The following is a 13,048-nucleotide window of genomic DNA, read 5'->3' on the forward strand; positions in this document are numbered from 1 at the left end:
GCACCGGAAGGGCCCACCACGCCCCGTCTATGCTGGACGGGATGACCGTCGCCTCGCCTTACGCCGTCGAACTCGCCCGGATGCCCGTCAGCACACGCGTGCTGCCCGTGGCCGGCAGCGAGACCCACGTCTGGGAATACGGCGATTCCGGCGCCGACGCCCGGGCCCGCGCAGCCGCCGGCACCCTGATCGTGGTCGTGCACGGCTACCGCGGCGACCACCACGGCCTCGAGCCCGTGATCGCCCAGCTCGACCACCCGGGCTATCGCATCGTCGCCCCCGATCTGCCCGGCTTCGGCGTGTCGACCCCGATGACGGCGGCGCACGACCTCGACGGCTACGTCGGGTGGCTGCACGAGTTCACCGACGCGGTGCGTGCCGAGTCGCCCTCGGCGCGGCTGGTCATCGTGGGGCACTCCTTCGGCTCCATCGTCGTGGCCGCGGCCCTCGGCGGCACCCCGTCTGCCCCGGGGTCACCGGATGCCGCCTCCCGCCCAGCCCTGGCCGTCGACGCCGCCGTGCTCATCAACCCCATCGCCGCGCCCGCGTTGAAGGGACCGCGCGGCGTGATGACCCGCGTCGCGATCGGCTACTACCGGCTGGGGGCCGCCGCCCCCGAGAAGCTCGGCTACGCCATCCTGTCGAGCCCCGTGATGGTGCGCGTCATCAGCGTCACGATGGCGAAGACCAAGAACCGGGCGCTGCGCCGCTGGATCCACGACCAGCACCACCGCTATTTCAGCGCATTCGCGAACCGCACCGTCGTGCTCGACGCGTTCCGCGCCTCCGTCAGCAACGACGTCAGCGAATACGCCCGGCGCATCACGGCGCCGACGCTCCTGATCGCGGCCGACAAAGACGACATCACCCCGATCGGCGCGCAGCACCGGCTGCGCGACTCGATGCCCGATGCCCGGCTCGTCGTGCTCGACGACGTGGGGCACCTCATCCACTACGAGCGGCCGATCGAGGCGGCGGCGGCGATCGACGCGTTCCTCGAGCCGCGCCCGTGAGCGCTGCGGCGGCATCCGGAGCCCCGGTCAGGCTCGCCTTCGACTGCCGTTACACCCGCATCGGGCGGCACGACGGCATCAGCCGCTACACGGCGGGCGTGGTGACCGAGTTGGCGAAACGCGACGACGTCGACGTGACCATGGTCATCAGCGACGAACGCCAGCTCGCGCTGCTGCCCGACCTGCCCTGGCACAAGGTCTCAGGCCCCACGAGCGTGCGCGAACCGCTCGTGGCGCTGCAGGTCAACCGCCTGAAACCCGACGTGGTCGTCAGCCCCATGCAGACCATGGGCACGACAGGCCGGCGCTACCGCCTCGCGCTCACCGTGCACGACCTCATCTACTACGCCAACCCCGAGCCCCCGCACGACCTGCCGGGCTTCGTGCGCGTGCTCTGGCGGCTCTACCACAAGGCCTGGTGGCCGCAGCGGATGCTGCTGAACCGCGCCGACGCCGTGGTGACCGTGTCGCAGACCACCCGTGAACTCATCGCGCGTCACGACCTCACGAAGCGCCCGGTCGTCGTCGCCCGGAACGCCGCCGACCTGCCCGGCCCGGCGGCGGCCTCCGAGGCGGCCGACGCCGCGGAGGCCCGTGCGGGCGCCCGGTCGATCATGTACATGGGCTCGTTCATGCCCTACAAGAACGTCGAGACGTTGGTGCGCGCGGTCGCCGAGCTGCCGGGCTACACCCTGCACCTGCTGAGCCGCGCCGGCGACGACGTCGAACAGCGCCTGCGGGCGATCGACCCGGATGCGCGGCTCGAGTTCCACGACGGCGTGAGCGACAACGACTACCACGCGCTGCTGCAGCGGGCCACGGCGCTGGTGTCGGCCTCGCTCGACGAGGGGTTCGGCATTCCGCTGGTGGAGGCGATGGGGTTCGGCACCCCGGTGGTGGTCAGCGACATCCCGGTGTTCCGCGAGATCGGGGGAGAGGCTGCCCTCTATGCGCCCGCCCGCGATGCGGCGGCGTTCGCGCACACGATCAGAGGGCTCGAAGACGCCGGCGAGTGGCGACGGAGGTCGATCGCGTCGCGGGCCCAGGCCGAGACGTTCAGCTGGGCAGCGTCAGCTCGAGCGATAGCGGAGCTCGTGACCGGATTGTCGGGGCGATCGGCACCCCGTTGAACTCGGCGATCGACAGTTCGCCACCGTCGACCACGAAGTCGTGGGCGGAGCCGTTCGGAATGGCGTGACCCTGCTCGGGCAGCATCTTCTCGGTGACGTAGCGGATGAGCGACCCGATCACGCCGCCGTGTGACACCACGATCAACGACTCGCCCGGATGCTCGGCCGCCAGGGCCTCGAGCGCCGGCAGCACCCGCCGCACCACGTGCGACCGCTTCTCGCGGCCCGGCACCGGGGCGAGCGGGTCGGGAAAGCGCTCGGCGAGCTCCGCGGCGTTGAGGCCCTCCGCCTCGCCGTAGCTGCGCTCGGCGAGCGCGTCGACGATCTCGGGATCGCCCAGCCCGACGATGCCGGCGATGATCTCGGCGGTCTCTCGGGCGCGGGAGAGGGGGCTCGACACGATGCCGTCCCACTGCCGGCCGGCGAGTGCCGTGCCGGTCTCGCGAGCCTGCTCGCGGCCGGTGTCGTTGAGCGGGATGTCTGTCGATCCCTGGATCCGCTTCTGGAAGTTCCAGTCGGTCTGGCCGTGGCGCACGAAGGTGAAGGTAGTCATCGCGCTTCAGTCTACGGGCGAGCTCCCGCCCTGCAGGAGCCGATCGGTCAGCGCCCGGAGGGTCTCCGACGTGCCCGCGTCGATCTTCACGGTGGCACGGCCGTCGCCCTTCGTGACGCCCCGGTTGATGATGACCACCGGCAGCTTGCGGCGTCGCGCCTGCTCGAGCAGCCGGATGCCGGAGTTCACCACCAGCGACGAGCCCGCGATGACCATGGCGTCGGATGCCGCCACCATCGCGCTCGCCTCGGCGAACTTCTCGGTGGGGATGAACTCGCCGAAGAACACGACGTCGGGCTTCAGCACTCCGCCGCACACGGTGCACGCGGGCACCTGGAAGGCCTCGTACTCCGCCACCTCGGCGTCGCCGTCGGGCGCCATCCGCACGAGGTCGGGTTCGGTGAGCCACGGGTTGGCGTCGCTGATGCGCTGCGCGATCGACGCGCGCGCGAAGGTCTGGCCGCAGTTGAGGCAGTTCACGCGGTCCATCGAGCCGTGCAGGTCGACGAGGTGCTTGGTTCCGGCACGCGCGTGCAGGCCGTCGACGTTCTGGGTGACGACGCCGCTGACGAGCCCGGCGTCTTCGAGCTCGGCCAGGATGCGGTGGCCGTCGTTGGGCTGAGCCGCGTCGAACATGCGCCAGCCCAGGTGGCTGCCCGCCCAGTAGCGCTTGCGGTAGGAGTCGCTGGCGAGGAACTGGTCGAAGGTCATCGGGTTGCGCTTCGGCGCGCCCTCGCCGCGGTAGTCGGGGATTCCCGAATCGGTGCTCATGCCCGCGCCCGTCAGCACCACGATCCGGCGGCCCGAGAGCACCTCCGCGGCATCCTCGACGGCGAGGGTCGCCTGCGCGCCGGAACTGGACGAGACGAGCGGAACCATGGAACCTCCTCGGCGGCGCCGGGCGCCGACCACCTCGAGTCTAAACAGCGAAGTTTTCGGGAATGTTTCCGTGCTGGCAGAGTTGGGGGTGAATTTCCCTGTCAGCGCAACGCCAGAAGAGGTCTCGTGCCCGTCATCCCCATCACCTCGCTCGATCGCCCCGAGCTCGCCGACTACGCCGACCTGACGGATGTCGCGCTGCGGCGCATCCTCGAGCCGGCGGGTGGTCTCTACCTCGCCGAGTCGAGCAAGGTGATCGAGCGGGCGATCGCCGCGGGGCACCGGCCCCGGTCGATCCTGCTGCAGCAGAAGTGGCTGCCCGACCTCGCGTGGGTGGAGGAGAGGTTTCCCGAGGTGCCCATCTTCGTCGCGAGCGACGAGCTGCTCGAGACGCTGACCGGGTTCCAGATGCATCGCGGCGCCCTGGCGTCGATGCACCGCCCGGTGCTGCCCGACCCCCGTGAGCTGCTCGCCGGCGCGCACACGGTGGTGGTGCTCGAAGACATCGTCGACCACACCAATGTCGGCGCCGCCTTCCGGTCGGCCGCCGGGCTCGGCGCCGACGCCGTGCTGATCAGCCCGCGCTGCGCCGATCCGCTCTACCGGCGGAGCGTCAGGGTGAGCATGGGCACGGTGCTGCAGGTGCCGTGGACGCGCATCGGGGAGTGGAAGGATGCCGCGCCCCTGCTGCACGAGGCCGGGTTCACCATCGCGGCGCTCGCCCTCGGCGACGACTCGATCCCGCTGCCGCAGTTCACCGCCGCGCTGCCGGAGCGCGTCGCCATCGTGCTCGGCACCGAGGGCGACGGCCTGAGCCGGCGCGCGCTGGCGGCGGCCGACGTGCGGATCGAGATCCCGATGCTGCACGGGGTCGACTCGCTCAACGTCGCCTCGGCGAGCGCCGTCGCGCTCTATGCCCTGCGCTACGCATCCGGTCGCTGAAGCCACGCAAGACCTGCCGCCGGGCGACCGGTGACCACTATGCTCTCCCTACCGAACCAGGGAGGTCGCCATGAGTGAGAAGAGCACCGTTCCCCCCGCAGCCCCCGCTGCCGCGCAAGGCAAGGGGCTGGCGGCCGGCACTCTCGGGCTGTTCGGCTCGACCGTCATCGGCCTGGCCTCGACGGCGCCGGTGTACTCGCTCGCCGCCACGATCGGCTTCGTGGTGCTCGCCGTCGGCGCGCAGGCGCCGATCGCGATGATCATCGCCTTCGTGCCGATGTTCCTCACCGCCTACGCCTACCGCGAGCTCAACCGGGCCGTTCCCGACTGCGGCACGGCGTTCACCTGGGCCACCAAGGCGTTCGGCCCGTGGGTCGGCTGGCTGGCCGGCTGGGGAGTCGCGGTCGCGGGCATCATCGTGCTGGCGAACCTCGCCCAGATCGGCAGCAAATACCTCTGGCTGCTGACGAACAACCCCGATCTCTACGACAACGTGTTCCTCGTCACCGCGACCGGCGTCGTGTTCATCGCGGCGATGACGTTCATCAGCGTGCGCGGGCTGCAGATCGGCGAGCGGCTGCAGAACGTGCTGCTCGGCATCCAATATCTCGCCCTCGCCCTGTTCGTGGGGCTGGCGTTCTGGGCGGTGTTCACCGGAACCGCGCCCGAGGGCTCGACCGTGCCGCAGGCCGACTGGTTCAACCCGTTCGCCTTCACGTCTCTCTCGGGCTTCACGGAGGCCATCCTGCTGTGCCTGTTCATCTACTGGGGCTGGGACACCTGCCTCGCGCTGAACGAAGAGACCAAAGACCCCAAGCGCACGCCGGGCCGCGCCGCCGTGCTCTCCACCGTCATCCTGCTGGTCACCTACGTGGCTGTCACCGTCGCCGCCATGTCGTTCGCCGGACTCGGCGAGTCGGGCCTCGGGCTCGGCAACGAGGGCAACTCCGAAGACGTGTTCTTCGCGCTGAAAGACGCCGTGTTCGGCCCGTGGGCATGGCTGCTCGTGATCGCCGTCTGCGTGTCGGCCATCTCGTCGACCCAGACCACCATCCTGCCGACCGCCCGCGGCACCCTCGCGATGGCCACCTACCGGGCGCTGCCGGAGCGGTTCGGGCGCATCAGCCCCAAGTTCCGCACCCCGCGGTTCGCCACCATCTTCATGAGCGTGGTGGCGGTGAGTTTCTACGTCGGCATGACCCTGGTGAGCGAGAACGTGCTCGCCGACACGATCCTCTCCATCGGCCTGGCCATCGCCTTCTACTACGCCATCACGAGCTTCGCGTGCGTGTGGTACTTCCGCCGCGAGATCTTCACCGGTGCCCGCAACTTCTTGTTCAAGGGCCTGTTCCCGCTGCTCGGCGGGCTCATGCTCACGGCCGCGTTCATCCAGTCGGCCATCGACATGTACGACCCCGACTACGGCTACACGGTGATCTTCGGCATCGGCGGCGTGTTCGTGATCGGCATCGGCTCGCTCGCGCTGGGCGTGGTGGTGATGGTGGTGTGGTTCTTCTTCCCCGGCTCCAAGCCGTTCTTCCGCGGTGAGAGCCTCAACCGCGAGACCGCCGTGCTGGTGCCCGAAGACGAGGAGCTCCCGCTGCTCAGAAGCGTCGACGGCGGGTTGATGTGACCGTGCTTGATTAGGATTGCCGGGTGAGTTCCCGCCCCAGCCCCGCCGTCTACCGGCGGCGCAGGATCGTGGTGGGATCCGTTCTGCTCGTACTGGCCGTGATCGGCACCTACCTGCCGGTGGCCCTGCTGGCCCCCGTGCCGGCCGCCGTCGCGAGTGTTCCCGACGTCGCTCCGCGGGTGACGGATGCCGCCCCGCTCGCCACTCCGGCCGCCGGATCGAGCGCCATCGGCCTGGCCGGCGGCGCGGCCGACGCGCCCAGGGCGCTCGGCTCGAGCGGAAGCCCCGACCCCGTGCCCATCGCCAGCATCACCAAGACCATCACGGCCCTCGTCGTGCTCGACGAGAAGCCGATCGCCGACGGCGGCCAGGGGCCCGACATCGCCATCACCGACACGGATGCCCAATACCTCGCCGACACCATCGCGGTCGGGGGTTCGTGGGCGTCGGTCTACCCGGGCCAGGTGCTGACGGAACGTCAGGTGCTCGAGATCATGCTGCTCGAGTCGGCCAACAACTACAGCCTCACGCTCACCACCTGGGCGTTCGGCTCGGTCGACGCCTATCTCGCCGCCGCGACCACGTGGATCGCCGACCACGGCCTCTCCGGCACCGCGGTGGTCGACACCAGCGGTCTCGACCCGGGCAGCCGCAGCACCACGAGCGACCTGCTCACGATCGGGTCGCTCGTGATGGCCGACCCGGTGCTCAGCGCGATCGTCGGCACCGCCACCGATCAGCTGCCGCAACTCGGCGAGATCCAGAACACCAACACCCTCATCGGCTCCGACGGCATCGACGGCATCAAGACCGGCACCACCGACGAAGCCGGGCGCTGCCTGTTGTTCTCGGCCGACGTGACCGTGGGTGACGAGACCGTGGCACTCGTCGGGGTGGTGCTCGGGGCGGCATCCGACGACGACCTGCACGCGTCGGTGCTGGCGCTGCTCGAGAGCGCGCAGGCCGGGTTCCGCACCGTCGACGTGGTGACCGCGGGAGACGTCATCGGCCGCTACACCACCGAATGGGGCGAGAGCGCCGACGTGGTGGCCGAGCAGACCGTGACCACCACCGTGTGGTCGTCGGCGACCGTCTCGCGAACGGCCGAGGTCGACGACGTGACGAGCGGCGCATCCGGAACCGAGGTGGGCACCGCTCGCTTCACCGTGGAGGGCATCGCGCTCGACGGCACCGAGTTCACCGTGCCGCTCACGCTCGCGAGCACGCTCGACGGGCCGGATGCCGGGTGGAAGCTCAGCCATCCGGGCCGACTGTTCGGCTGAGGGCTGTCAGTGCGCCGTGTCGTTCGCGGCTGTTTCGCTCGCGGCTGTGTCGCTCGCGGCTGTGTCGCTCCCGGCGGCACCCTCGTCGGCAGCGCCCTTCATCACGTAGACCGGCTCGGCGAGCGGGCGCTTGGGCGTGACGCCGTCGCCGCTCGAGCGGTGCGTGATGCGCCGGATGACCCAGGGCACGAAGTGCACCCGCGCCCACACCAGGTCTTCGGCTCGGGCGTGCCGCCAGCTCACCGACGGCAGCGGCTCGGGCTCGCCGGGCTGCAGGTCGTTGTCGACGTTGAGGGCGTCGAGCACCATGCGGGCGATCTCGTGATAGCCCTTGGCGTTCGGGTGCAGACGGTCGTCGGCCCACATGCGCGGGTTCTGAATCTCTTTCAGCCCCCACTGGTCGGCCACGATGCAGTCGTAGCGGGCCGCGATGGCCCGCAGGTTCTCGTTGTAGATGGCGACCTTGCCCCGGATGCCGCGGAACACCGGCGTGAAGCTCGTGTCGACCCCGGTGAAGATCACCACGGTCGCGTCGTCGCGCCGCAGCCGGCGGATGCCCACCTCGAACCGGGCGGCGATGTCGTCGGGGTCGGTGCCGGGCCGGATGACGTCGTTGCCGCCGGCCGAGATGGTGATGAGGTCGGGCTTCAGCGCGAGTGCGGGCTCGACCTGCTCGTCGACGATCTGCTGCAGCAACCGGCCGCGGATGGCGAGGTTGGCGTAGGAGAACTCGCCCTCGGCCTGCGCCGCGAGGGTCTCGGCCACCCGGTCGGCCCAGCCGCGGAACCCGCCGGGGCTGCCCGGCTCGGGGTCTCCGATGCCCTCGGTGAACGAATCGCCGAGAGCGACATATCGACGCCAAGGATGAGGCTGAGTCATCGTGGCACGCTCCTTTTCCACACGCCCGCCGGCCGCACGCGGGGACTAGGCGTGCCGCTCGAGCGGATGCGTGCTCTAGCGTAACTCCGACGCGCCCGGGCGGTCGGAGCGAGGGGTCGGGCTGTCGGTGCAGCGGGGTATCCTCGAACATCGTGACCAATCAGCCGCAGTTCGAACCCGCTCCGGGAACGAGCGCCGCGGGTCACCTCTCGCCCAGCTTCCCGGCGCGCGCCCCGTGGGGCACGGCGGGAAGGCTGCGGGCCTGGCAAGAAGAGGCGCTCACCGCCTACTTCGAGCATGAACCGCGCGACTTCCTGGCCGCCGCGACCCCGGGCGCCGGCAAGACGACCTTCGCGCTGCGCCTCGCCTCCGAGCTGCTGCACCGGCGCACGGTCGACCGGGTGATCGTGGTCGCGCCCACCGAGCATCTCAAGCGGCAGTGGGCGGATGCCGCCGACCGGGCCGGCGTGCGGCTCAACCCCGGGTTCCGCAACAGCGAGTCGCGGTTCGGCCGGCACTTCCACGGCGTGGCGCTCACCTACGCGCAGGTCGCGGCGCGGCCGGCCCTGCACCGCGAACTCACCATGGGGGCGAACACCCTCGTCATCCTCGACGAGGTGCACCACGGCGGCGACGCCCTCAGCTGGGGCGACGCCGTGCGCGAGGCCTTCGAGCCCGCCATCCGCCGGCTCTCGCTCACCGGCACCCCGTTCCGCTCCGACACCTCGCCCATCCCGTTCGTCGACTACGCGCCCGACGAACACGGCATCCGCGTGTCGCGCAGCGACTACAGCTACGGCTACGGCCGCGCCCTCAAAGACGGCGTGGTGCGCCCCGTGCTCTTCATGGTCTACGCCGGGCACATGCGCTGGCGCACCAAGGTGGGCGACGAGATGGAGGCCCGCCTCGGCGAGGGCAACACCAAAGACATCACCTCGCAGGCCTGGCGCACGGCGCTCGACCCGAAGGGCGACTGGATTCCGCAGGTGCTCGGCGCCGCCGACAAACGTCTCTCCGAGGTGCGGCAGTCGATTCCGGATGCCGGTGGGCTCGTCATCGCGACCGACCAGACCGTGGCGCGCGCCTACGCCGCCATCCTCGAGCAGATCTCGGGCGAATCCGTGACCGTTGTGCTCTCCGACGAGAAGGAGGCCTCTGACCGCATCGAGCAGTTCTCGAACTCCGCCAAGCGCTGGATGGTCGCGGTGCGCATGGTGTCCGAGGGCGTCGACGTGCCGCGCCTGGCGGTCGGGGTCTACGCCACGAGCGCGTCGACGCCGCTGTTCTTCGCGCAGGCGATCGGCCGGTTCGTGCGGGCGCGGCGGCGGGGCGAGACGGCATCCGTCTTCCTTCCGAACGTGCCGGCGCTGATGGCACTGGCCGAGAAGCTCGAACTCGAGCGCGACCACGCGCTCGACAAGCGCGACGACGGAACGAACCCCGAGGGCGACCTCTACAACCCCGAAGACGCCATGGTGGCCGCGGCGAACCGCGACGAGAAGGCGTCGGAATCGCTCGTCGACGAGTTCTCGTTCGTGGCGATCGGTTCCGAGGCCACGTTCGACCGGGTCGTCTACGACGGGGGCGAATTCGGGTTCGAGGCGGTGGTCGGCAGTGAAGAGGAGCTCGACTTCCTCGGGCTCCCGGGGCTGCTCGAGCCAGATCAGGTGCGTGACCTGCTGCAGCACCGGCAGGCCCGCCAGCAGAAGCACGCCGCCGCGAACCCGAAGCCCGGGCCGCTCGACGACACCGACGGGGGAGTGCCGGCGCCGCTCTACCGCACGCTCAAAGAGCAGCGCAGCCTGCTCAACAGCCTCGTCGGCATCTGGGCCAAGCAGTCGCAGGAGCCGCACGGGCTGATCCACGCCGAGCTCCGGCGCATCTGCGGCGGCCCGGCGGTCGCGCAGGCGAGCGTCACCCAGTTGCAGGCGCGCATCGTCACGGTGCGCAAATGGCTCGGGTCCGGGCACTGAGCGGTCTCGTGCCCCAATAAAGCGGGGTGTCGTCTTCGGTGACGACGCGGCATCCGCGTGCCACTATGACTGCATGACGACTGAGACAGCCCCGCCGGCAGCGCCGCCCGCGAAGGAGCGCACGTTCTTCGGGCAGCCGTTCGCGCTCGTGCACATCTTCGGGGTGGAGATGTGGGAGCGGTTCTCGTTCTACGGCATGCAGGGCATTCTGCTGCTCTACATGTTCTATACGGTCGCCGAGGGCGGTCTCGGCATCCCGAAGCCCGTCGCGGTGGGCATCGTGGGCGCCTACGGCGGCTCGGTCTACCTCGCCACCATCCTCGGCGCGTGGCTCGCCGACCGCCTGCTCGGGTCGGAGCGCACCCTGTTCTACAGCGCGATCGTCGTCATGGCGGGGCACATCGCGCTCTCGCTCATCCCGGGCGTCGCGGGGCTCGGGGCGGGCCTCATCCTGATCGCCCTCGGCTCGGGCGGGGTGAAGGCCAACGCGACCTCGGTGGTCGGCACGCTCTACACCGAGAAAGACGTGCGCCGGGATGCCGGTTTCTCCATCTTCTATCTCGGCATCAACCTCGGGGCGTTCCTCGGCCCGCTGCTCACCGGGCTGCTGCAGACGTCGTTCGGGTTCCACGTCGGCTTCGGCGTGGCCGCCGTCGGCATGGCGATCGGGCTCATCCAGTATTCGTTCGGCCGTCGCACCCTGCCGCCCGAGGCGAAGACCGTGCCCAACCCGCTGCCGAAGAAGCACCGGCTGATCATGGTGGGCGTCGCCGTCGGGGCGGTCGTGGTGATCGTGGCCGCGGTGCTGGTCGGGGTGCTGAACGCCGACAACCTCGCCGATGCCGTGGCGATCGTGACGCTCGCGGCCTCGATCGCGTACTTCGCCATCATCCTGTCGTCGAAGCGCATCTCGGGCGTGGAGCGCAGCCGGGTGTTCTCGTTCATCCCGATGTTCATCACGAGCGTGGCGTTCTGGGCGCTCTACCAGCAGCAGTTCACGGTGGTCACGCTCTATGCCAACGACCGGCTGAATCTGAACCTGTTCGGCTGGGAGATGCCGGTCGCCTGGGTGCAATCGATCAACCCGATCTTCATCATCATCCTGTCGGGCGTGTTCGCGGCGATCTGGACGAAGCTCGGCGACCGCCAGCCCGCCACGCCCTACAAGTTCGCGGCCGGGGCGATCGTGATGGGGCTGGCGTTCCTGCTGTTCATCCCGTTCTCGGGCACGGGGTCGCACGGCACGCCGTTGCTCGCGCTGGTCGGCATCCTGTTCGTGTTCACCATCGCCGAGCTGCTGCTGTCGCCCGTAGGGCTGTCGCTGTCGACGAAGTTGGCACCGAAGGTGTTCCACACCCAGATGGTGGCCCTGTTCTTCTTGTCCATCGCCCTCGGAACGGCCCTGTCGGGCATCCTGGCCGGTTTCTACAACGAGAACAACGAGGTGCCCTACTTCGGTATCTCGGGCCTCGTGGCCATCGCCGTGGGCGGCCTGCTCATCTCGATCACCCCCTGGGTGCGCAGACTCATGAGCGGCGTGAAGTAGCCCCCCGCCACCCCACCCCTTCCGCGAGTGGTCACAAAACGCGCCAAAACCTCCGGTTTGGCGCGTTTTGTGACCACTCGCGTCAGTCGTAGTAGTAGCGCTGCTCTTTCCAGGGGTCGCCGTAGGCGTTGTAGCCGTTGAGCTCCCAGAAGCCGAGCTCCTCGGAGTCGTGCATCGTGATGCCCCGCACCCACTTCGCGCTCTTCCAGAAGTAGAGGTGCGGCACGAGCAGCCGCGCCGGCCCGCCGTGCTCGTCGTCGAGTGGCTCGCCGTCGACCTCGAACGCGATCCAGGCCTGGCCGTCGAGCAGGTCTTCGAGGGGCAGGTTCGTGGTGTAGCCGCCGAACGAGTGCACCATCGTGTAGTCGGCGGCGGTCTGCACCTCGGCGAAGAGGGTGTCGAGCGACACGCCGCGCCACTCGGTGTCGAACTTCGACCAGCGCGTGACGCAGTGGATGTCGGTCTCCACCGTCTCGACCGGGAGCGCGCGGAATTCCTCCCACGTCCACCGCTTCACCCGGCCGGCTTCGTCGGTGATCGTGAACTGCCACTCGCCGGGGTGGATGTTCGGCGTCGGGCCGGCCGAGAGCACCGGGAAGTCGCGCGTCTCGTACTGACCGGGAGGCAGACGCGAGTCCGCCTCCCGGCCCCTCCCGGAGAACCCGGGATTCACGATGCCCATGTTCGGCTCGTTCAGGCCTGGGGCTGCTCGGCCAGGTCGTGGATGAGCGCCTTCTCGTCTTCCTCGCTCAGCGAGGTCTTGATGACCTTGCCGTTGAAGGGTGCGATGGCGGCGGCGAACTTGTCTTCGGTGAGCTTGACGGTGTAGATCACGACGGCCGACTTGCCGGCGCCGACCGACTCCTTCACCTGCGAACGGAACTCGCTGTTGAGCCCGGTCTTGTCGATGCCGGCGAACAGCGCGCCGATCAGGCCACCGAAGACCAGACCGAAGAACGGCACGAAGAACAGGATGCCGATGAGGGTTCCGAAGAGCGCTCCGCCGGCCGCACCGAGGCCGATGTTGCCCGCGGCGCCGGGGTGCTCGACGTGGGTCTTGCCCTGCTCGTCGACCTTCACGAGCGCGAGGCCCGCGAGCTCGACGATGAGGTCGCCCTGAAGTTCCTGAACCTTCTGGTAGGCGCCCTCGGCGTCTTTTTCGTTGTCAAAGGCGATGACGATCAAATCGGCCATGAGTGTGTGAAACCTTTCTCGTT

Annotated in this window: 12 protein-coding genes; 7 read left to right on the plus strand and 5 right to left on the minus strand. The window is 69.5% G+C overall.

Annotated features, from left to right (window positions below):
* The first annotated feature begins 41 nt into the window (after positions 1–41).
* Together N1032_RS06275 and N1032_RS06280 are read left to right on the plus strand one after the other, a co-directional pair.
* Positions 42–1,013 carry an alpha/beta fold hydrolase gene (locus tag N1032_RS06275; RefSeq protein ID WP_259538157.1) on the plus strand — a complete coding sequence of 324 codons (972 nt, stop codon included), beginning with the start codon at positions 42–44 and terminating at the stop codon, positions 1,011–1,013.
* Complete coding sequence (locus tag N1032_RS06280) at positions 1,010–2,143, plus strand: glycosyltransferase family 4 protein (RefSeq protein ID WP_259538158.1); 1,134 nt, start codon at positions 1,010–1,012, stop codon at positions 2,141–2,143. Before N1032_RS06275 ends, N1032_RS06280 begins: the two co-directional genes overlap by 4 nt.
* On the opposite strand, the gene N1032_RS06285 is transcribed toward N1032_RS06280, so the two are convergent.
* Positions 2,070–2,696 carry a histidine phosphatase family protein gene (locus N1032_RS06285; RefSeq protein WP_259538159.1) on the minus strand — a complete coding sequence of 209 codons (627 nt, stop codon included), beginning with the start codon at positions 2,694–2,696 and terminating at the stop codon, positions 2,070–2,072. The genes N1032_RS06280 and N1032_RS06285 overlap by 74 nt on opposite strands.
* 6 nt (positions 2,697–2,702) lie before the next feature.
* Entirely contained in the window at positions 2,703–3,575 is an 873-nt protein-coding gene (locus N1032_RS06290; RefSeq protein WP_259538160.1) for an NAD-dependent protein deacetylase, read from the minus strand.
* A gap of 126 nt (positions 3,576–3,701) precedes the next feature.
* Between N1032_RS06290 and N1032_RS06295 the strand changes: the two genes are divergently transcribed.
* The 3 genes from N1032_RS06295 (at position 3,702) to N1032_RS06305 (ending at position 7,433) form a co-directional block, all read left to right on the plus strand.
* On the plus strand, positions 3,702–4,517 hold the full coding sequence (locus N1032_RS06295) for a TrmH family RNA methyltransferase (protein ID WP_259538162.1): 816 nt from the start codon (positions 3,702–3,704) through the stop codon (positions 4,515–4,517).
* Positions 4,518–4,587: 70 nt separating this feature from the next.
* The gene (locus tag N1032_RS06300) at positions 4,588–6,150 is read left to right on the plus strand and encodes an APC family permease (RefSeq protein WP_259538163.1); all 1,563 of its coding nucleotides are present in this window, start codon (positions 4,588–4,590) and stop codon (positions 6,148–6,150) included.
* A 23-nt stretch (positions 6,151–6,173) separates the two neighbouring features.
* Complete coding sequence (locus N1032_RS06305) at positions 6,174–7,433, plus strand: D-alanyl-D-alanine carboxypeptidase family protein (protein ID WP_259538164.1); 1,260 nt, start codon at positions 6,174–6,176, stop codon at positions 7,431–7,433.
* Positions 7,434–7,439: 6 nt separating this feature from the next.
* Here N1032_RS06305 and N1032_RS06310 read toward each other — a convergent pair whose 3' ends face one another.
* A complete protein-coding gene (locus N1032_RS06310) occupies positions 7,440–8,312 on the minus strand; it encodes an SGNH/GDSL hydrolase family protein (protein ID WP_259538165.1) in 873 nt (290 codons plus the stop codon).
* Between the two features lie 152 nt (positions 8,313–8,464).
* Here N1032_RS06310 and N1032_RS06315 point away from each other — a divergent pair, with 152 nt between their 5' ends.
* Both N1032_RS06315 and N1032_RS06320 read left to right on the plus strand, forming a co-directional pair.
* On the plus strand, positions 8,465–10,285 hold the full coding sequence (locus N1032_RS06315; protein ID WP_259538166.1) for a DEAD/DEAH box helicase: 1,821 nt from the start codon (positions 8,465–8,467) through the stop codon (positions 10,283–10,285).
* Between the two features lie 73 nt (positions 10,286–10,358).
* Positions 10,359–11,831 carry a peptide MFS transporter gene (locus tag N1032_RS06320; RefSeq protein ID WP_259538167.1) on the plus strand — a complete coding sequence of 491 codons (1,473 nt, stop codon included), beginning with the start codon at positions 10,359–10,361 and terminating at the stop codon, positions 11,829–11,831.
* An 82-nt stretch (positions 11,832–11,913) separates the two neighbouring features.
* Here the strand turns inward: N1032_RS06320 and N1032_RS06325 are convergent, their stop codons facing one another.
* Both N1032_RS06325 and N1032_RS06330 read right to left on the minus strand, forming a co-directional pair.
* The gene (locus N1032_RS06325; protein ID WP_259538169.1) at positions 11,914–12,513 is read right to left on the minus strand and encodes a sulfite oxidase-like oxidoreductase; all 600 of its coding nucleotides are present in this window, start codon (positions 12,511–12,513) and stop codon (positions 11,914–11,916) included.
* 11 nt (positions 12,514–12,524) lie between these two features.
* Positions 12,525–13,025, minus strand: coding sequence for a DUF1269 domain-containing protein (locus N1032_RS06330; protein ID WP_259538170.1), 501 nt, complete (start codon positions 13,023–13,025; stop codon positions 12,525–12,527).
* Positions 13,026–13,048 lie beyond the last annotated feature (23 nt).

Source organism: Herbiconiux daphne, assembly GCF_024979295.1.
GTDB classification, from domain to species: domain Bacteria; phylum Actinomycetota; class Actinomycetes; order Actinomycetales; family Microbacteriaceae; genus Herbiconiux; species Herbiconiux daphnes.

Excerpts from the sequence above, each read along its gene's own strand:
- N1032_RS06285 (WP_259538159.1), bottom strand. The coding sequence starts at position 2,696 with ATGACTACCTTCACCTTCGTGCGCCACGGCCAGACCGACTGGAACTTC.
- N1032_RS06300 (WP_259538163.1), top strand. The coding sequence starts at position 4,588 with ATGAGTGAGAAGAGCACCGTTCCCCCCGCAGCCCCCGCTGCCGCGCAA.
- N1032_RS06290 (WP_259538160.1), bottom strand. The coding sequence starts at position 3,575 with ATGGTTCCGCTCGTCTCGTCCAGTTCCGGCGCGCAGGCGACCCTCGCC.
- N1032_RS06275 (WP_259538157.1), top strand. The coding sequence starts at position 42 with ATGACCGTCGCCTCGCCTTACGCCGTCGAACTCGCCCGGATGCCCGTC.
- N1032_RS06330 (WP_259538170.1), bottom strand. The coding sequence starts at position 13,025 with ATGGCCGATTTGATCGTCATCGCCTTTGACAACGAAAAAGACGCCGAG.
- N1032_RS06325 (WP_259538169.1), bottom strand. The coding sequence starts at position 12,513 with ATGGGCATCGTGAATCCCGGGTTCTCCGGGAGGGGCCGGGAGGCGGAC.
- N1032_RS06320 (WP_259538167.1), top strand. The coding sequence starts at position 10,359 with ATGACGACTGAGACAGCCCCGCCGGCAGCGCCGCCCGCGAAGGAGCGC.
- N1032_RS06310 (WP_259538165.1), bottom strand. The coding sequence starts at position 8,312 with ATGACTCAGCCTCATCCTTGGCGTCGATATGTCGCTCTCGGCGATTCG.